Source organism: Occallatibacter riparius (genome assembly GCF_025264625.1).
Lineage (GTDB): Bacteria > Acidobacteriota > Terriglobia > Terriglobales > Acidobacteriaceae > Telmatobacter > Telmatobacter riparius.
In genome coordinates, this window is the sequence record NZ_CP093313.1 from 5,878,463 (window position 1) to 5,896,584 (window position 18,122).

Below are 18,122 nucleotides of genomic sequence, written 5' to 3' on the forward strand. Positions count from 1 at the left end.
CCGATTCACCTCTCACGAGGGGGAGGGGTGGGGTATGTCCCTACCCCCTTTGACGTGCGCGGATTCACCTCCCGGGCCGGGGGGTGGGGTTCCCGGGGCTGTCTTCTCCCTTGCAGAACCGCCCCGGGGGGGTGGGGGGTGGTGCCTGCTGACCTCCAGGGCTGATCCATTCTGGAGTGATCGGATCCTGGTCGGAACTCCCGGCCGCCGTAATGGGGAGGGGGGTGGGGGGGTGCCTTGCATGTCGATGGCGCAGGTTCTCCAACCTGGCGGTGAACCGCCTCTCGATGCCGGGGGGGGGTGGGGGTACTTGCCGGAGCGGTGCGCCGATTCCATTTTGGAGTGGCCCGGTCCAGTGTCGTGATCTCTGCCGATCCGCTGGAAGGGGGAGGGTGCCTGGGCGCCATTGTTCTCCGCAATCGATTCCGGTTTGAGTCTCGCCACTTTCTTCCTTGTTTGGAGGGGGTGGGGGGAGGGGTCGCCTCCGGACGGCACCTGTCTGCATAAGCCGCCCTTGCCGTTCGGGAGGGGGGTGGGGCGCCCGCTGCTCGCTCGCCGATACGATTTGGGTTGATCTCAGGCGAATGGGCATAACTCTCCCTTGCCGCCGCGGAGGGGCAGGAGAGAGATTATGGCCCAAGCTGAACTCTGGTTCCTGTGCCGGCCGTCACAGTCTATCGGCGCTAGTGGAGAGGCGATCTTCCGTCGAGGTCTGATGAGCGCACGGGCGCCGGTTACTCCATATTGATTGTTGTCGTCATTGAAGAAGGAGGGGATCCTTCATCGTAGAATCGGGAATCGAGGAAAGGGAGACGATGCGATTTCTCATTCTGTTATTCCTGGTTCCGGCCCTTGGAAGCGCCCAGGAGCATAACCACCCCGCGCCCGAAAAGCTGGGAGCCGTCTCCTTTCCCACCTCTTGTCAATCGCGCATGCAAACGGAATTCAATCGCGCGGTCGCCCTCTTGCACTCCTTCGCCTACCCGTCGGCCGAAAGCGCGTTTCGAACCGTGTCGAAACAGGATCCCCAGTGCGCTATGGCCTATTGGGGCATGGCGATGACTCATTTTCACCAGCTTTGGGACCTGCCGCCTTCGCCCTCTGATACATCCACCGCGCAGGAGGAACTCAAGCAGGCTGCGATGCTGGAAGAAGCTTCTCCGCGCGAGCGTGGCGCCATTCATGCGCTGAGCCTAGTGTTCAACAATCCTGAGAACCTCCCGTTCAGCGCGCGCGCGTTGCAATACGAAGCCGCCATGCGTGAGCTTGCAGCAGCAAATCCCGGCGATGTCGAGATCCAGGTGTTTTACGCGCTCGCTCTGATCTCCAACGCATCCCCTTCCGACAAGGAACATCGAAGGCAGAAGCAGGCCGCCGATCTGCTTGAACCGCTTTACCGCCAATATCCGAATCACCCTGGAATCGCCCACTATCTCATTCATGCCTGCGATAATCAGGAACTCGCCGCCAGGGGTCTGCCCGCTGCCAGAGCGTATGCGACGATTGCCCCCTCGGCCCCGCATGCCCTCCACATGCCTTCGCATATCTTCACAAGACTGGGTCTGTGGGACGATTCAATCGCATCGAACCTCGCCGCCAGGAGCGCCGCACAACTGCAGGGTGATACCGGCGAGCAATTGCATGCCATGGATTACCTGGTCTACGCCTACCTGCAGAGCGGACGCGACCAGGATGCCCTCCGCGTTATTGAGGATCTCAATCGAATGCAGAATCTCAACCCTGCCTCGTTCAAGGTCGGGTACGCTGCGACGGCCATGCCGGTCCGGTACATAGTCGAACGCCATCAATGGAGCGACGCCGAGAAAATCACCGATCCCGCAGATTCCGCCCCGCCACAAGTGCTCGCGATCTCGGTGTGGGCTCGCGGTCTCGGATTCGCCCGCAATAAGCGCATCCCGGAAGCCGAAAAGGAAACCGGGACTCTGCGCCAGATAGAAGAGCGGCTCCGCGCCTCCGGAAACACCTACTGGGCGAGTCAGGTCGGCATTATGAAACTCGAAGATATGGCCTGGTCGGCGCAGGCCGCGAACAAGCCCAAGGAAGCTGCAGAATTGATGCGCAAAGCCGCCGATGACGAGGATGGGATTGAGAAGTTACCGCTCACGCCGGGGCCCATCATCCCCGCGCGCGAACAACTCGGATACCTGCTACGAGAGCAAGGAGATATCAACTCGGCAACCGAGGCATTTCAGCTTGCCCTGGTAAATGCTCCCGGTCGGCGAGGAGCACTGCAGGGGGCTCAGCGCTCTCACTGAACGCAACATCGCGAAAGCGCTCAAGGAGCCAAATCTGGAATGCCGGGCGAATGGGCCGCCTCGCGCCGACTAGAGGTACCTCGATGATCGGTTTAGCCTGCGCCCGTGCGGTTTCGGGAGGGGGCACCTCTGCTTCCTCGCCGAAAGGGTATGCGGGGGGATTTCTATGCGTGTGCCGGCGGTCACAGTTCGCCGACTCATCCGGATAGGCGAGGTTTCGATGAGCTCTCGCCTGAACTCATGATTCCGGATTCCCGCACCTTCGCGTTTTTGGAGCTTGCTAATAAGCAGGTCAGCGTGGGAGTGGCTCGAATGCTGCTCGCTCTCCCCTTGACATCTAGGGTAGGCTGGCGCTAGCCTCTGTCTTACCCTTGCTGTCTAGGGTAAGACAGAGGCTTATGGCAAAGAATGACCTGCAGGGCGCGCTCGATCTCCTGATTCTCAAGACTCTCTCGCAACTTGGGTCCATGCACGGCTACGGCATCCTGATGCACATTCGGCGCGTCAGTGATGAGCTCCTCATTGTAGAGGAGGGCTCGCTCTACCCCGCACTACACCGAATGGAGCAAAACGGCTGGGTACGCGCCAGCTGGGCCATGACCGATTATGGGCGCAAAGCCAAGTGGTACGGATTGACTCGTGCGGGCCGGGAACAACTAGCCAGCCGCGAAAAGAACTGGGCGCAGGTCGTTAAAGGCGTCGATGCAGTTCTGCGTTTTGCATGAGGTGAACGATGGCACTCTTCCGACGGATCCTATCGCTGGGCAGCCGCGCACGCATCGAGGACGAAATCGATGCGGAGTTGCGGGAACACATGGCCATGTGCGTCGACGACAACGTGGCCCAGGGCATGAGCCGCGAAGATGCGGAACGCGATGCGCGACGGCGCTTCGGCAATCCCAGAGTCATGCGGGAGCGTGTCTCCGCGGAAGATGCCTCACTAGGCCTCGTGAGTCTCTGGCAGGATGTGCGGAGCGCCGCGCGGGTCTTTATCAAAAGCCCAGGATTCTCCCTCGTTGTGGTCGCTACGCTAGCGTTAGGCATTGGCGCCAACACTGCTATCTTTCAGTTGATCGACGCGGTATTGCTGCAATCGCTGCCAGTGAAGAATCCGCGGGAATTAGTGCAAGTGCGCGTCGTCAATTCGGATGAAGCGCGCGGAAACCGTACCACCGGCTATCCAGCGGTAACTAATCCCATATGGGAAAAGCTGCGCGAAGACCACCAGGGGCTCTCCGGAATCGCGGCGTGGCGGGATACCGGTTTTTCTCGTGATTCGGGCGGTGATTCCCGTTTTGTAGATGGCCTCTATGTAAGCGGCGGGTTCTTCGACGTGCTCGGGGTCAGGCCCATTGCGGGGCGGGTCTTCACAGCGGCGGACGACCAGCCGGGGTGCGGATTGCCGGGTGCGGTAATCAGCTATGGTTTCTGGCAGCAGGAGTTTGGCGGCCGCCCGGCGCTCGGTCAAAAGCTGAAACTCAACGACAAATCCGTAGAGATCATCGGCGTTACGCCGGCGAACTTCTTCGGTGTTGCCGTGGGAAACGACTTCAAGGTGGCGGTGCCCATCTGCTCGCAACCCTATCTTGAAGCGAAGAATGTTCTGAACGCGAGCACCCAGTGGTGGCTTTCCATCATTGGAAGGCTCGATCACGCGTCGTCGGTTCAGCAAGTGGCAGCGCATCTGGGGACCATCTCGTCGAGCATCTTCGCATCTACGATACGGGCAGACTATCCATCGGAAAGCATAAAAGACTATCTCGCGATGAAGCTCACCGCTGAGCCTTCGGCGGCTGGCGTTTCCATGCTGCGCACCACGTACTCCAATCCCCTGCGGTTCTTGTTGGCTATTGCAGGCGTGGTGCTGCTGATCACGTGCGCCAACCTCGCCAGCCTGATGCTGGCCCGGACCACCGCGCGCGAACGGGATATGGCGGTGCGGCTGGCCATAGGCGCGAGCCGATGGCGGCTGATCCGGCTGGTCCTAGGCGAGAGCTTGCTGCTGTCAATCGCCGGAGCTTTGGCCGGTGCAGCCCTGGCTCAAGCGTTGAGTCGCGGGCTATTGGCATATCTGAAAATTTCTCTCGACTTCAGGCTGGACTGGCGCCTCTTTGCCTTTCTGCTCGCAATCTCATTCCTTACGTGTCTGCTCTTCGGGTTGGGCGCGGCACTGCGGGCTTCGCGTACACCTCCGGGAGCGGTTATGAAAGCGGGAAGCCACGGCATGACTGCAAGCCGGGGGCGGCTAGGCTTTCGCGGAGTGCTGGTCGCGTCGCAGGTGGCTCTCTCCCTTGTCCTGCTATTCAGCGCGCTCTTGTTCACTCAGAGCCTGCGCAAACTGATGACCGAGGATCCGGGCTTCCAAGCCAAAGGTGTGCTGATTACGTGGTTGGATTTCGCGCGTTTGCAGATACCCATTGATCGGCGAGCCGCATTTCAGCGTGAGTTGCTGGATCGAATCCGATCCACAAGCGGCGTGGATAAGGCAGCCAACACCAGCATCGTGCCGCTGGGGGGCGCGGGATGGGACAACGCAGTGTGGATTGACGGCCGTGACTCACCCCAACGGCAAGACTCGAATTTCAGCAGCATCAGTCCGGACTATTTCAACACGTTACGCATTCCTATCGTCGCCGGGCGCGATTTCAATGATCACGATTCAAGCCAATCTCCTCGAGTGGCCATCGTGAACGAAGCTTTCGCCAGGAAGCTCGGGCTGGGCGCAAATCCGATTGGAGCGCGCTTCTGGCGTGAGGCAACTCCGTCACACCCTGCACAGCTAAACGAGATCGTCGGGCTGGTAGGGGATACGAAATACCACAATCTCCGCCGACCCGCCGAACCGATTGCCTATCTGGCCATCGCGCAGGATAGCGATACGGGGACTGACATGCAGGTCCTGGTCCAATCCAGGCTGCCGCTAAATACGGAGGAGCAGGCGATCCGCCATACGTTGCAGAACGTGAGCTCAGCGATAAGCTTCCAGTTCGATGGGCTGCAAGATCAGATTCAAGGCTCACTGCAGGCCGAGAGTCTGCTGGCAACGCTCTCAGGATTCTTCGGCGCGCTGGCTGTGCTGCTCACCATGACGGGGCTGTATGGCGTGATGTCTTATACGGTGGCGGAACGGACGACGGAGATTGGCATTCGCATGGCTCTCGGCGCGCAACGCGCAAGCATCACGGCTTTGATTCTCAGAAAGGCTGCATGGGTTCTGGTTGTTGGCTTGGCGCTGGGTGCGTGCATATCCCTCGCAGCAGCCAGCGCCGCCGGCTCGCTCCTCTTCGGATTGAAGCCTCGCGATCCCGCTACTCTGGCCGCCGCTGCATTGCTCCTGACGGCAGTTACGCTGCTGGCCAGTGTCGTTCCTTCCATGCGCGCGGCCAATGTGAATCCGATCGACTCCCTCCGCTCTGAGTAAGCAGGCGGAGGAAGCTGCTCAGCCGATGAAAGTGTTAATTCATGCGTAATCGCCAAAGTACTCCCCGACACCTAAGTGAGATCTTCATATCTCCGTTCGCGGTGTTCTGTGCGGCATCGCGCGCATCGATGTTCTTCGTTATTTCGGTGCTGCTCGTATCGGTGGCATTTCTGGCGTCGTGCATCCCGGCTCGGTGCGCAATGCGGGTTGAACCTGTTGAAGCACTTCGGTGCGAATGAGTTCTGTCAATCCGGAGTTTCAAGATGCTGTCGCGTTCGGCCCGGAGGACTGAGGGAGAAGGATTTCTATTCTCAAGCCGCGAGGCGTGGCGAGTTCTGCATGGATGGTTCCACCGTGCATGCGAACGACGCGGTCAGCGATGGCCAGACCTAAGCCCGTGCCGCCTGACTGCCGATCGCGGGCTGTGGCGACTCGATAGAACGGCTGAAAGATGTTGCTGAGCTCAGAGGCTGGAACGCCGGGGCCGAAGTCGCGCACGCTGAGGCGAATGCTGGGCTTGCCTGACAGAGTCTCGCACTGCAGGCGAACTTCGACGGTGGTTCCGGCGTCGGTATAACGAATCGCGTTGCGGATGACATTCTCGATGGCGCTGCGGAGCAACTCCGCGCTGCCCCACACCAGGCATTGCCCGGTGGACGTGAAGCTGATGGCTCGGTTGGATTGCCGCGACTCGAATTCGGCGTCGCGGACAATCTGCGACAGAAGATCCGTTAGATCGACTTCGGCCATTGGCTCCTGCGGCGCTCCGATGTCGAGTTTTGCGATGGTGAGCAGGCGGCCGACCATCTCATCGAGGAGCGTGATGTCGGCCTCCATCTGATCAAAGGCTGGATCGTCGCCTTTGCGCTGGCGACCCAGATCGAGAGCGACATTCAAGCGCGCCAGGGGCGATCGCAACTCGTGCGAGACATCGGAAGTAAGCTGCCGCTGGCGTGAGATCAGTTCTTCGATACGGGAAGCCATGGTATTGAAACCGCGAACGAGCTCTCCGAATTCGTCGCGGCGCTCGGAGAGCTCGGGGCCGGCGCGCACGCTGAGATCGCCAGAGGTGAGCCTCTGCGACATTTCCTGGAGCCGCAGAATGGGAGTGGTCAGGTAACGAGTGAGTAGAGAGCAGATCAATCCCGAGACGAGCAGAGCAACGCCCCACTGCAGAAGGATGGCATTGCGATTCATTCCGACCGCTGCGCGAGGACCGGCGGGAAGCTCCGTTGCGAAGATGTAGCGGCTGCCGCTTGGGCCCGAGATCATCGACGCCGCTCGCGCGATGCCGTACTTCATGCTGAAGTCGGAATCGCGGGAGACGGTCACGCGGGACACCATGTCACGAAAATCGTCACAGCGGGTTCCGGCCAGGACTTTTCCCGCGGAGTCGAAGAGGCAGGAAGCCAGGTGCGTCTGCTGCGCAATTCGATCGAGATAGGCTGATGCAGAGCCGATGCCATTCCGTTCGGCTGTCTCGACTGCGACCGTTCCTGTGTAGCGGGCCGTGTCGCTCAGAGTGGTGTGCCATCGCGAAGGGACGCTTCGCGGCTCAAGGATGAATGTGAGTAAGAGCGCAGTGCCGGTGGCAATGACAGTTACCCAAAACGCCAGAAATATTTTTAGAAAGAGGCTACGCATGATCGGCGTCCTTTGGGTGGGATCGCGGCGCAAACAGGTAGCCACTGCCCCGAACGGCCTTGATCCGTTGGCCGTCTTGCGGTACGCCCAGTTTTCTGCGCAGATTGCTCACGTGGACATCAATGACGCGATCGAAGGGGCCGAGCTTCCGGCCTAAGACGGATTCGGTGAGCCGTTCGCGTGAATGAACGCGGCCCGGTTCGCGCATGAATACGTCGAGCAAGGTGAATTCCGCGCTGGTGAGGTTCAGCGGAGAGTCCGCCAGCCAGGCTTCGCGCAGCGCAGGATCGATGCGCAGATCGCCGACAGCCAAGGGTCCGGAAGGGGCTTCGGCTCGGGCGGTGCGGCGCAGGATAGCGCGAATACGGGCGATGAGTTCGCGGGGATTGAACGGCTTGGGCACGTAGTCGTCCGCACCCATTTCCAAGCCCTGGATGCGATCTGAGTCTTCACCGCGCGCGGTGAGGATCAGGACGGGGATGGGCGAGGTTTTGCGCAGCTGCCGCAACACGTCAAGGCCACTCATGCCGGGCAACATGAGATCGAGGACCACGAGCTCGTATTCCTTGGAGAGGGCGCGTTCAAGGCCGCGTACTCCGTCGTGCACCGTGTCGATGGTGTAGCCCTCGGTTGCCAGCCGTTCAGCAAGCAGTTTGCCCAGTTGAACGTCATCGTCGACGAGGAGAACCCGGTCCATTTCCTAAACGCCTCTAACCCGGATCGTAGTTCATCCGGTAACTCAGCGGGGCGGACTTTACCTAACTTTACTTTTCTTCACCAAGCTATATCGCACGCTCCTCCAACCGCTGCTGGAATCGAAATGTGGCCGATGCATCGATTGCCGCGAGCAAGAGGCACAGCGCAATGGCCCACAGGAGGAGAACTCATGACACGGTCATTTTTCGCAAAATCGATGTTCGCGATTGCGATCGCCGGTGCGGCAATCTCACCCAGCATGCAGGCCCAGAACGATGCCGTCACTGTGACGGTTCCGTTCCAGTTCGCCATGGGCACGCAGAGCATTGCGCCGGGCACCTACCAATTCAGTCTCACATCGAGTCAGTACGTACTGTCCGTCGTCAACTTGAAGACGGGGCATGCGGAGATCTTTAACGTGCGTCCTGAGCGGCGAAGCGAAACGGAAAAGCGCGGGAATCTTATCTTCCGCAACTCCTCGGGCGGACGCGTTTTGAGCGAGGTTCACTTCCCTGGCACCGATACATTTTCAGAGGTAATCGAGCGGCGTCAGTCCGCCAGGACCGAAACAGCGCGGTCGGCGACGAGCAATTCAGGATCTGTGGGGCGGCGCTGACGGTGGAGCTGACGACTTCGACGAGTTCTGGAGAACTGACGACATGAAAATAAATTTATCCAACCTGACTCTTCCAACCAAGTTGACCATCGCGGGCCTGATCGGGTGTGCGCTTGCGATCTGGGTGCAGTGGGTGTCGGGCGATGCTTCGTATCCGAAGTTCCCACCAGGGCCGGTGTTCTTTATCGCTGTGGCAGCCATTGTGGCGTTTGCCGCGCGATGGTGGTGGACTCCGCTGATGGGTTCGCTGATTGCGCTTCTTGTCACGACAGGGTGGTTCGCACGGCTGCCGAGAAACATGCAGCATCTCACGCACCCCGGGAGCATTGGACACTTCGCTCCCGGAATCTTTCTGGGCATGCTGGCACAGATCCTCTCGCTGCTGCTTGCGGACGTGGCGGGGCTGGTTGCGACGGTGGTGAACTATCGACAGAGAGAACACGGAACCGATAGCCCGAAGATGGTGCTTCGATTCTTCGGCGCCATCTTTGTGCTGATGGGTGTGGTGGTTGTGGCAAGCCGCCTGCACAGCGATCGCTATCACAACATGATGCACATGGTTTGGGGAGCGCTGGCAGTAGGAGCGAGTTTCCTCTCTCTGAAAGCGGCGAAACTGTACTGCATCGGGTCAGGGTTCTTCTATCTGACGCTGGCAGTACTCGGATTAAGCCTTGGCGATTCCGCCGCCGGGAAGGCATGGCAGGCGGGACCAATGTTGCTGCACACTGGGGATCATATTTTCCATTTGGCACTCGGCGGCGTCTTTTTTGGCTTTGGGTTGATTTCGGGCCGAGAGCGGCGGTATCAGGAAAAACCCGCATGATTGGCGATCTTCCTCGGCTCAGCGACTCTGCTGACAGCCGAGCAACTCCGGTTTGGGCCAGCTAATTCTCTTTCGCGGGCCGAACATGTCGGACGCGCAGTTCGACTCCGACGGCCTGATTTGTGCAGCGCGATCAGAACGGACTGAAGAAGGTGCTCGAACGATAGTGCTGCATTTGGATTCGGGGTAGATGTCCGAGGCCAAACGGGATAAGTGCGGGCTGGAAGGCCTGAGTAAACGATTGCCGGTCGAAGAATGCTGATCTCGCCTTTATACTTCGTTGACAGTGGGAATTGCCGAGTAAACGCTTGCTCGTAAACTACCACTCCCTCGCTCAGAGGCACATTGGCAGACAGGTGGGATCAGCATGAATCGTTTCGTGATCGCGTTCGCATTGGCTCTGGTTGGCACGGCATGGATGAGTTCACAGCAGTCGTCAAAGGGCGCTCCGCCGCGGCCGAAGGGGCCGTGCGACATCTACGTGGCTGCCGGCGATCCGTGCGTTGCGGCGCACAGCACCACGCGAGCGCTGTATGCGTCCTACAAGGGACCGCTTTACCAAGTGCTGCGCCAGTCCGACGGCAAGACGCTCGATATCGGCGTGGTGGAACCCGTCGCGGGGGCGCACCCGGATGGCGGCGGATATGCCAATGCGGCCGCACAGGATGCGTTCTGTGCTCATACCTACTGCTGGATCACGAAGGTGTATGACCAGTCGCCCAAGCACAATGACTTGACGCAGGCGCCGCGCGGCGGATTCAGCGGGCCGGCCCTGGGCGGGTTCAACAATCTTCCCCTCGCCGACATGGCGCCGATCACCATCATGGGCCACAAGGCTTATGGCGTGTTCATTGCCCCGGGCATGGGCCTGCGGCAGGACGACCCGAAGGGGACGGCTGTCGACGACCAGGCAGAGGGCCAGTACTGGGTGATCAACGGGCTGCACTTCAACGACGGCTGCTGCTTCGACTATGGCAACGCGGAGATCGACAGCCGCGATGACGACAACGGCACCATGGAAACGACCTACTACGGTAATGCCCTGCCCTGGTTTCACGGGCAGCCTCCAGGGCCGTGGGTGATGACGGACCAGGAAAACAACCTGGTTGGCTGCGTCAACGAAGACCGGACGAAGCTTTGCAAAGACCTGCCCACTGTGACGTGGCGTTTTGTGACCGCAATGGCCAAGGGCGAGCCGCACCACTGGACATCGATGGGCGGCGATGCGCACAAGGGTGAGCTGCGAGTGATGTTCAACGGCGGCCGCGTGGATGCTACGTATGACCCGATGCGAAAGCAGGGCGCAATTCTCCTGGGCAACGGCGGCGACAACAGCAATGGATCGCAGGGCACGTTCTACGAAGGCGCGATGACGGCCGCAGGCACTTTTCCGACCGATGCGACGGATCAGGCCGTGCAGGCGAATGTAGTAGCTGCTCACTATGATGTGCCGCGTCTGATGATCGCGCCGGCTTCCAATGTTGCGAAGCCCTCGGGACTACTGACGTTCACGCCGGGGGCGACGCAGAATGTCACGGTAACCTTCACCAATACGACCGATGCGCCGGCGACTGGTCTGAAACTCGGCCTTACGACGCCGAAGCAGTGGAACGCGGTGGTTGAGGGTACCGCGGAAACAGTAAAGACGTTTCCCGATCCGATTGCGCCGGGTGGAAGCGTGAGCGCGACGTTCAAAGTTACATCAGGGGCTGCGAACTACAACGGCGACTTGCTCGGCGAGGCTGCGTGGACAGATTCGACCGGCGGTACGAAGCAAACCGAGAAGATTGCCGCCAAGGTCCGGAGCGCGAGCGCGGTGAAGATCAACGAATTTCGGATTGCGTCGGGGTCAGCGAATCCTACGGACTCGTTCATCGAGCTCTATAACGCGGGCGACAAAAGTGTCGACCTCTCCAACTGGACTCTGACCGAGCACGTCGCGCAGCAGGCCATCTTCTCCGCGATCAAGATACCCGCGGGAACGCAACTGGCGGCTCACAGCTCCTACCTTCTCGGGCTTGCGAACTCCGGGCTGGCAGTGGCTGCGCGGCCGGGTGATTCCACGATTTATGTACGGAACACGAAGGGGATTTCAGCCGGCGATACCATCGACCTGGGGATTGGCGCAGAACAGGAGACGCACAAGGTCAAGAGTGTGGGAACAGAAGCCGGCACCGCCACGACGGTGTGGCAGCCCTTGCCCGATGGCCCGGTGATCACGATTCCAGCAGGTTCAACCAATGTGCCGGTGATGAGCACGAAGGGCTTTGAGGTTGGGCAGAAGATCGCGATTGGCTACGGCGCCACGTATCCCGCAGTAGCCAGAGGAGTGGAGCACTACGAGGTGGCCACAGTGACGGCTGTCGGCAAGCCGGGCACCCAGGCCTACCTGGCCGCAGATGCGCCTGCGGGCTCGACCAGTATCAAGGTGACGTCTGTTGCGGACATCTCCGTAGGCGACAAGATCAGGCTCGATATCGACAGTAAGGGCCACGGGATTGAGACTGTGTCGGTGACTCGCGTCGGTACCCAAGCGAAACATACTAATCTGGCGGCGAATGCCAGCGCGGGCGCAACCAACATCAAGGTGCGGAACGTGAGCGATTTTGCTACGGGCGACACCATCACCATCGGCACTCCCGCAAACCATCAAACGGTCACGATTGGCTCTGTCGGCAGCCGCGGACCGAACGGAACCGGCATCGAGTTTTCTCCTGCGCTGGAGCAGGCCCATGCGAAAGACGAGGGGGTGGTGGAGCCGGGCAGCGGTCTGGAGCTCGCAGCGCCGTTGAAGTTCAGCCATGCCGCGAATCTTCCGTTCAGCGCGCGAGGGACGGGAATCACGTTCAAGCCAGCGACTGCGTTTGCGCATTCCAGCAACGAACCTGTGCGGCCGCTTGGCACCGGCATTGAGCTCGATCAGCCTGTGGCAAAGAATCATGCGATCGACACAGCAGTTCGCGATGCGCAGGTGAAGACGGCGGGATATCAGGGCAGCCCGGAGCCCAATCAGTGGTTCGGTGGGCCGGAGTTGAGCGCGACGTATGTGCGGTTCGGCCGCGTCACTCCGATCAATGAAGGCAACATGGTGCTGCGCGATGGCGCTGGCCTGGTGGTCGACAGCCTCAACTACGGCGGGCTCGTCGATCCATGGGCATCGGAGGGTTACCAAGCTACTTCGGGCGCGCACCAGGGCGGTTGCTACGTTCCATCGCCTGTGGGGACGGGCGGATCGAAGATTCCGGCGGGCATCACCAATCCCAGTGCGAGCCGTTTTCCTGACGGAGCGGACACGGACAGTAACTGCGCTGATTTCACGGTGCAGTCGGCGACGCCTGGCGCGCCGAATAGCGGTGCCGGCAAAGCGCAGTGAATAGCCGCTTCTGAAGCTGCGTCTTTCAGGGATCTGATTTTCTTCCCCTTGACAGTTTAGGAGAGTCCGCTGTACAGTCCTAAGTTATTTAGGGGTGATGGCGTGGGTGATCAGGCGCAGCTTCTTCCGGGGACTCTCGATCTGCTGATTTTGCGGGCAGTGTCGCTTGGTCCATTGCATGGATATGGCATTTTGCTGCGCATTGCGCAGATTTCAGGACAGGCCCTGATGGTGGAGCAGGGGGCGCTGTATCCGGGGCTGTTTCGGCTGGTTCGCCAGGGGCTGCTGAAGGCGGAGTGGGGCGTGTCTGAGGCAAATCGGCGGGCCAAGTTCTACGAGCTGACGGCGGCGGGACGGAAACGGCTGAAGGATGAAACGGAAAGCTGGAATCGGCTGGTGGCGGCCATTGCGAGTGCGCTTGCGGCGCAACCGGGGGAGATATGAGGGTCTTCGACAACTCGCTCTGGGATGCAATGCGGGCACGCTGGTCGGCGCTTCGGCACCGCTCGGCAATGAGGAGAGAACTGGGCGAAGAGCTGCACGCGCATATTCAGCATCGCGCGGACGATCTGGAGCGCGGCGGGATGTCGCGGGTGGAAGCGGAGCGGCAGGCGCGGGTGGAATTTGGCGGGTTCGAGCACTACCGGGAAGAATCGCATTCGGCGCAGGGATGGCACTGGGCGGAAGCGCTCTTGCGGGATGTGCGGTTTGGGCTGCGGGTCCTGATGAAGTCGCCGTCGTTTACGGCGGCCGCAGTGATTACGCTGGCGCTGGGGATTGGCGCGAATACGGCGCTGTTCACGCTGGTGCGGGGCATTCTTCTGCGGCCGTTGCCGGTGCGCGCGGGGCATCGGCTGGTGGTGGTGTGGGACAGCAATCCGGGAGTGGGGTTGAGCCGGGTAGGGCCGAGCGGGCAGGATTACCTGGACTGGAAAGAGCAGGGGCTGCACTCATTTGAGGATCTGTTTCTGTTCGAGCACGGCACGGGCACGGTGACGGGAAATGGGGATCCGGAGCAGCTGGCCGGGCTGCGCGTGACCACCAACTTTGGAGATTTCTTCGGAATTGTGCCGGTGGTGGGAAGGACGTTTCTGCCAGAGGAGAAGAGTGCGCGGCACACGCTGGCGGTGCTGAGTTATCGCTACTGGAAGAGGAAGTATCAGGGCAATGCGGCCGTTTGCGGGCAGAGCATGACGTTGAACGGCGAGAACTACACGATTATCGGAGTGCTGCCGGCGTCCTTCGATGAGATGTTTCCGGTGGATGTGGTGGTTCCGTTTGACGATGGATGGGTGCGGAGGGCCGATTCCGATCTAGGCGTTTTGGGAAGACTGCGGCCGGGGGTTACGGTAAGCCAGGCATCGGCTGAGATGAACCAGACGATGGCGCGCGTGGTGCGGCAGCGGCCGGAGCGCAAGGGGTTCGGCACGGTGATGGTGCTGCTGGAGTCGGTACGGATGGAGTACATTCGGCCGGCGCTGCTGGTGCTGCAGTGCGCGGTGGCGTTCATTCTGATCCTTGCGTGCGCGAATGTGGCGAACCTGATGCTGTCGCGCGGGACGAGCAGACGGCAGGAGATTGCTGTGCGGATTTCGCTGGGAGCCACGAGGAAGCAGATCGTGAGGCAATTCCTGGTGGAGAGTTCCCTGCTTGCAATGCTCGGAGGGATGCTGGGGCTTGGACTGGCGTGGGTCAGCATGCACTTGTGGGCGCGGTATGGGCCAGCGCAGATTCCTGTTCCGAACGCCGCGTATGAAGTGACATTGCCGGCAGTGCATCTGGGGGGAAGCGAGGTTGTGTTCGCGCTGGTTGTGTCGCTGGCGACGGGGATTCTGTTTGGGTTGATTGCGCCGCTGCGACTGTTTACGGGCAATACGCAGGATGCGCTAAAGAACGGCGGGCGCGGAACGATTGGGGCAGTGCGCGGACGTGGAACGCGCGCCGTGCTGGTGGTGGTCGAAGGAGCGCTGGCGCTGGTGCTGGTGGTAGGTGCTTCGCTGATGATCAAGAGCTTTTCGCGGTTGCTGGCGGTGAATCCCGGGTTTGATGCGAACAGGCTTTTGACGCTGCGGATCAAGTTGTCAGCGGACGCGGCGGGTTCTGCTTATCGCGATCCAGCGAAGCGAGCCGCGGCGTTCCATGATTTCCTAGAGCAGGTTCGCGGGGTGCCCGGCGTGGAGTCTGCCGCGTTCACGGAGATTGTGCCGCTGAGCCAGGACGATATGGATCGCGGGCCGTTCGTGATCGAGGAGAAGCCGATGGGGGACGTGAAGCCGTCAGCAGATTATAGGGATATCAGTCCCGGATATTTTGAGACGATGCGGATTCCTTTGCTGCAGGGGCGGAGTTTGACGGAGGAAGATGACGCACAGCATCCGCGAGTGGTGGTAATCGATCAGACACTGGCGCGGGAGTATTTCGGGACGGAGAACCCGATAGGAAAGCATGTGGTGCTACCGTACGGCTCACGTGTTCCGCGGATGGTGGTGGGGGTGGTGGGCGCGGTGCATGACTCGTCGCTGAGCGGGGCTTCAGAGGCCACGATCTACTTCCCGTATATGCAGGGTCCGAACCAGACGATGAGCATGGTGGTGCGAACAGCACAGCCGGAGGACGTTGTTCTGCCGGGAATTCGGAATGCGATTCTGTCGGTGGATAGGAATCAGCCGGTGTTCGAAGAGAGGCCGATGGCGGAGATCATGGGGAATGTGACTTCGGCTCCGCGAATGGCTTTTATTCTCCTGGACGTTCTGGCGCTGGTGGCGCTGGTTCTGGCGGCAGTGGGAATCTATGGCGTGACTTCGTATCACGTAGGACAGCGGACGCAGGAGGTTGGAGTTCGGCTCACGTTTGGGGCGACGCCCGAGGGGATTCTGCGCATGCTGGTGCGGCAGGCGACGACGCTGACGCTGGCCGGCGTGGGGGCTGGGCTGGTTTGCGCGTTGCTGATGACGCGGCTGATGTCGAGCCTCCTTTATGGAGTGAGCAGCACGGATCCGGTCATCTTCGTGGGAGGAGCGGCGCTGGTTACGCTGGTGGCGACGATCGCATGCTATCTTCCCGCACGCCGTGCTGTGCGGGTTGAGCCGCTGGCAGCGCTACGGTCAGAGTAGTCAGTCCGGGGTGACGCCGAGCCTCTTTCACGAGTCGTCGCGCGTCGCCACTGGCCGGGACTGATTCCGTGAATTCGTCTGAAGGAACGATTGAGTGCAGACTGATCGGCAAAGCCACACTGAATGGCGATGTCAGCGATGGGGAGGTGACTATTTGTCATGAGATCCTTCGCCCGGTCAATGCGGCGTTCAATCAACCACCGATGCGGTGGTTTGCGAAATGTTTCTTTGAAGGCCCGCGTATAATGACTCGTCGATAAGCCACATGCCTCCGCAAGATGCCGAAGGGGGATGTTGCCGTCGAGGTTCGCTTCGAGCAATTCTTTCGCTCGCCGCATGAGTGCCGTTGAGAGCCCACCTCTGAATTGCGCAGCAGATGTTTTCACGCCGCCATAGGAGGAGACCAGATGACAATTCAAGGCATGCAACACGTGATCCAGGAAGATCTTTGAGGCGTGACGGGGGTGCTCAAGCGAAGCACTGAGGGTCTTTGCCAGGTGATAAACAATCGGATCCGGATGCCCGTGAGTCCCACGCAATTGTTCGACTGGTGGTGAACGATGCTCATAGGCGATATCTGCCAACGCGCCGTGAGTGACATACACGATTACCGTGTCGAAGGCATGGGGGAGGAGAACTGCAGGTTCATCGCGCAGATCGATTGCGCTTACCCCGCCGGTCGGATAAGAACCACTCGAAACCTTCCGTTTGCCAAAGAATTGCTCGATGTAAGGTATAGCTGCAAGTTGTACCGGAACTATATAGCCGCTCTCACCTGTGGTCGGCCGTGCAATCTCGGGGAGGCCGCGGTCGCTTCTGAGCCGAGCAAACGAGAACGGCGCAACGTTTGAAATTCTGACTTCAGCCGTTGGCAGATGATTGAGATACATCGTGTCGGCGAGTTGGTTCCACACCGTCGGAAATTTGTGGCCCATATCCATGCGGGGATCTCCCTTTCTCAAGCCAACAGGCTCTGCTCTGCTTAGTTAGAGTACGGTCGTGCTCTCAAAGAGCCAGATTATTTCGAATCCGACCTCCGAATTTGGCTTCCGCGTTCCGGATTTGGGCAGGAATGGGCAGCTTTTGATCGTTTTCGCCTAGATGCTCCATTTATCCGAAATTATGCTGGAGTGAAATCAGCTCGGCAAATGCACGACTGCCAGCATTGTTTGGGCCCACTGCCGAAAGCAGGACTTCGGGGTCCGAGCACGCGAAGGCCGCGTTGATTGCCCCTTCGGAACTCGAAACAATTCATTTTCCGTGAACAAACCACGACAGGCCACTGGTTCTGTCCATCGCACGGGTTGATCGCTATTCCCCGGGAAGCGATGAATCCAGGAGACTTCTATGAAATCGATGATCGCGTTCCTCAGACGTGGCGCCATTCTCACGGCGCTTATTCTCGCCGCAAGCGCTCTGCAATCATCCGCGCAGAAACAAGTGCCTGCGATCAAGAACATCATTCTTGTGCATGGCGCATGGGCAGACGGATCGAGCTGGGCCAAAGTGATTCCGATTCTGCAAGAGCGAGGTTTTCAGGTTACGGCAGTACAACTCTCGCTGGCCACTCTTGACAACGACGTAGCGATCACGAAGCGTGCTATCGCGCTCGCAGATGGACCGGTGCTTCTGGTTGGCCATTCTTATGGCGGAGCGGTGATCTCCGAGGCCGGGAACGATCCGAAGGTCGCGGGACTTGTTTTTGTGGCTGCATTCGCGCCGGATACGAATGAATCATCTTTGTCTCTTCTGCAAGAGGGCCCTCCGCCTCCGATTGCGAATGAACTTCGGCCCGACAGTTCGGGCTTCGTCAAGTTAACCGAAAGGGGAGTTTTAGAGGATTTCGCACAGCAGCTTACCCCGAAGGAGAGGGAGATCCTCTTTGCCACCCAGGGACCTGCGGCGTATGCCGCATTGAACACGTCTCTCGCTGGATCTCCGGCGTGGAGAAGCAAACCGGACTGGTACATCGTGGCCGCCGACGATCGCGCCATCCCGCCAGATCTGGAGCGCACAATGGCCCAGCGCATGGGAGCAGTCACCATAACCCTTCCGTCCTGCCACGTACCTATGCTGGCGGAACCTGAAGAAGTGGCGAGATTCATTGTTCGTGCGGCTTCAGGTGATCAAGGAAAGTGAGCGGGGTGTAGGGCCTGGCAT

Annotated in this window: 12 protein-coding genes; 9 read left to right on the forward strand and 3 right to left on the reverse strand. The window is 60.0% G+C overall.

Annotated features, from left to right (window positions below):
- The first annotated feature begins 815 nt into the window (after positions 1-815).
- From MOP44_RS24090 to MOP44_RS24100, 3 genes are all read left to right on the forward strand, one after another.
- On the forward strand, positions 816-2,276 hold the full coding sequence (locus MOP44_RS24090) for a tetratricopeptide repeat protein (protein ID WP_260792959.1): 1,461 nt from the start codon (positions 816-818) through the stop codon (positions 2,274-2,276).
- 398 nt (positions 2,277-2,674) lie between these two features.
- Positions 2,675-3,001 (forward strand): PadR family transcriptional regulator, encoded by a 327-nt coding sequence (locus tag MOP44_RS24095; protein ID WP_260792960.1) that lies wholly within the window; start codon positions 2,675-2,677, stop codon positions 2,999-3,001.
- 8 nt (positions 3,002-3,009) lie between these two features.
- The gene (locus MOP44_RS24100) at positions 3,010-5,697 is read left to right on the forward strand and encodes an ABC transporter permease (protein ID WP_260792961.1); all 2,688 of its coding nucleotides are present in this window, start codon (positions 3,010-3,012) and stop codon (positions 5,695-5,697) included.
- Positions 5,698-5,955: 258 nt separating this feature from the next.
- On the opposite strand, the gene MOP44_RS24105 is transcribed toward MOP44_RS24100, so the two are convergent.
- Together MOP44_RS24105 and MOP44_RS24110 are read right to left on the reverse strand one after the other, a co-directional pair.
- Positions 5,956-7,341: an ATP-binding protein gene (locus tag MOP44_RS24105; protein ID WP_260792962.1), complete on the reverse strand. Its 1,386-nt coding sequence runs from the start codon at positions 7,339-7,341 to the stop codon at positions 5,956-5,958.
- A complete protein-coding gene (locus MOP44_RS24110) occupies positions 7,334-8,038 on the reverse strand; it encodes a response regulator transcription factor (protein ID WP_260792963.1) in 705 nt (234 codons plus the stop codon). The genes MOP44_RS24105 and MOP44_RS24110 overlap by 8 nt, the downstream gene beginning before the upstream one ends.
- A 189-nt stretch (positions 8,039-8,227) precedes the next feature.
- Here MOP44_RS24110 and MOP44_RS24115 point away from each other — a divergent pair, with 189 nt between their 5' ends.
- The 5 genes from MOP44_RS24115 (at position 8,228) to MOP44_RS24135 (ending at position 15,962) form a co-directional block, all read left to right on the forward strand.
- Positions 8,228-8,653 (forward strand): hypothetical protein, encoded by a 426-nt coding sequence (locus tag MOP44_RS24115; protein WP_260792964.1) that lies wholly within the window; start codon positions 8,228-8,230, stop codon positions 8,651-8,653.
- A 43-nt stretch (positions 8,654-8,696) separates the two neighbouring features.
- Positions 8,697-9,476, forward strand: a complete 780-nt coding sequence (locus MOP44_RS24120; RefSeq protein WP_260792965.1) for a DUF4383 domain-containing protein — start codon at positions 8,697-8,699, stop codon at positions 9,474-9,476.
- Between the two features lie 367 nt (positions 9,477-9,843).
- A complete protein-coding gene (locus MOP44_RS24125; RefSeq protein ID WP_260792966.1) occupies positions 9,844-12,849 on the forward strand; it encodes an arabinofuranosidase catalytic domain-containing protein in 3,006 nt (1,001 codons plus the stop codon).
- 102 nt (positions 12,850-12,951) lie between these two features.
- Positions 12,952-13,293 (forward strand): PadR family transcriptional regulator, encoded by a 342-nt coding sequence (locus MOP44_RS24130; protein WP_260792967.1) that lies wholly within the window; start codon positions 12,952-12,954, stop codon positions 13,291-13,293.
- Positions 13,290-15,962 carry an ABC transporter permease gene (locus MOP44_RS24135; protein ID WP_260792968.1) on the forward strand — a complete coding sequence of 891 codons (2,673 nt, stop codon included), beginning with the start codon at positions 13,290-13,292 and terminating at the stop codon, positions 15,960-15,962. Before MOP44_RS24130 ends, MOP44_RS24135 begins: the two co-directional genes overlap by 4 nt.
- On the opposite strand, the gene MOP44_RS24140 is transcribed toward MOP44_RS24135, so the two are convergent.
- Positions 15,902-16,903, reverse strand: a complete 1,002-nt coding sequence (locus MOP44_RS24140; protein ID WP_260792969.1) for a helix-turn-helix domain-containing protein — start codon at positions 16,901-16,903, stop codon at positions 15,902-15,904. The two genes, MOP44_RS24135 and MOP44_RS24140, sit on opposite strands and share 61 nt — an antisense overlap.
- A gap of 406 nt (positions 16,904-17,309) precedes the next feature.
- On the opposite strand from MOP44_RS24140, the gene MOP44_RS24145 reads away from it, so the two are divergent.
- Positions 17,310-18,101, forward strand: coding sequence for an alpha/beta hydrolase (locus tag MOP44_RS24145; RefSeq protein WP_260792970.1), 792 nt, complete (start codon positions 17,310-17,312; stop codon positions 18,099-18,101).
- Positions 18,102-18,122 lie beyond the last annotated feature (21 nt).

Coding starts and splice junctions, on each gene's coding strand:
- MOP44_RS24140 (WP_260792969.1), bottom strand. CDS start 16,903: ATGGATATGGGCCACAAATTTCCGACGGTGTGGAACCAACTCGCCGAC.
- MOP44_RS24145 (WP_260792970.1), top strand. CDS start 17,310: ATGAAATCGATGATCGCGTTCCTCAGACGTGGCGCCATTCTCACGGCG.
- MOP44_RS24110 (WP_260792963.1), bottom strand. CDS start 8,038: ATGGACCGGGTTCTCCTCGTCGACGATGACGTTCAACTGGGCAAACTG.
- MOP44_RS24095 (WP_260792960.1), top strand. CDS start 2,675: ATGGCAAAGAATGACCTGCAGGGCGCGCTCGATCTCCTGATTCTCAAG.
- MOP44_RS24100 (WP_260792961.1), top strand. CDS start 3,010: ATGGCACTCTTCCGACGGATCCTATCGCTGGGCAGCCGCGCACGCATC.
- MOP44_RS24105 (WP_260792962.1), bottom strand. CDS start 7,341: ATGCGTAGCCTCTTTCTAAAAATATTTCTGGCGTTTTGGGTAACTGTC.
- MOP44_RS24090 (WP_260792959.1), top strand. CDS start 816: ATGCGATTTCTCATTCTGTTATTCCTGGTTCCGGCCCTTGGAAGCGCC.
- MOP44_RS24135 (WP_260792968.1), top strand. CDS start 13,290: ATGAGGGTCTTCGACAACTCGCTCTGGGATGCAATGCGGGCACGCTGG.
- MOP44_RS24115 (WP_260792964.1), top strand. CDS start 8,228: ATGACACGGTCATTTTTCGCAAAATCGATGTTCGCGATTGCGATCGCC.
- MOP44_RS24125 (WP_260792966.1), top strand. CDS start 9,844: ATGAATCGTTTCGTGATCGCGTTCGCATTGGCTCTGGTTGGCACGGCA.
- MOP44_RS24120 (WP_260792965.1), top strand. CDS start 8,697: ATGAAAATAAATTTATCCAACCTGACTCTTCCAACCAAGTTGACCATC.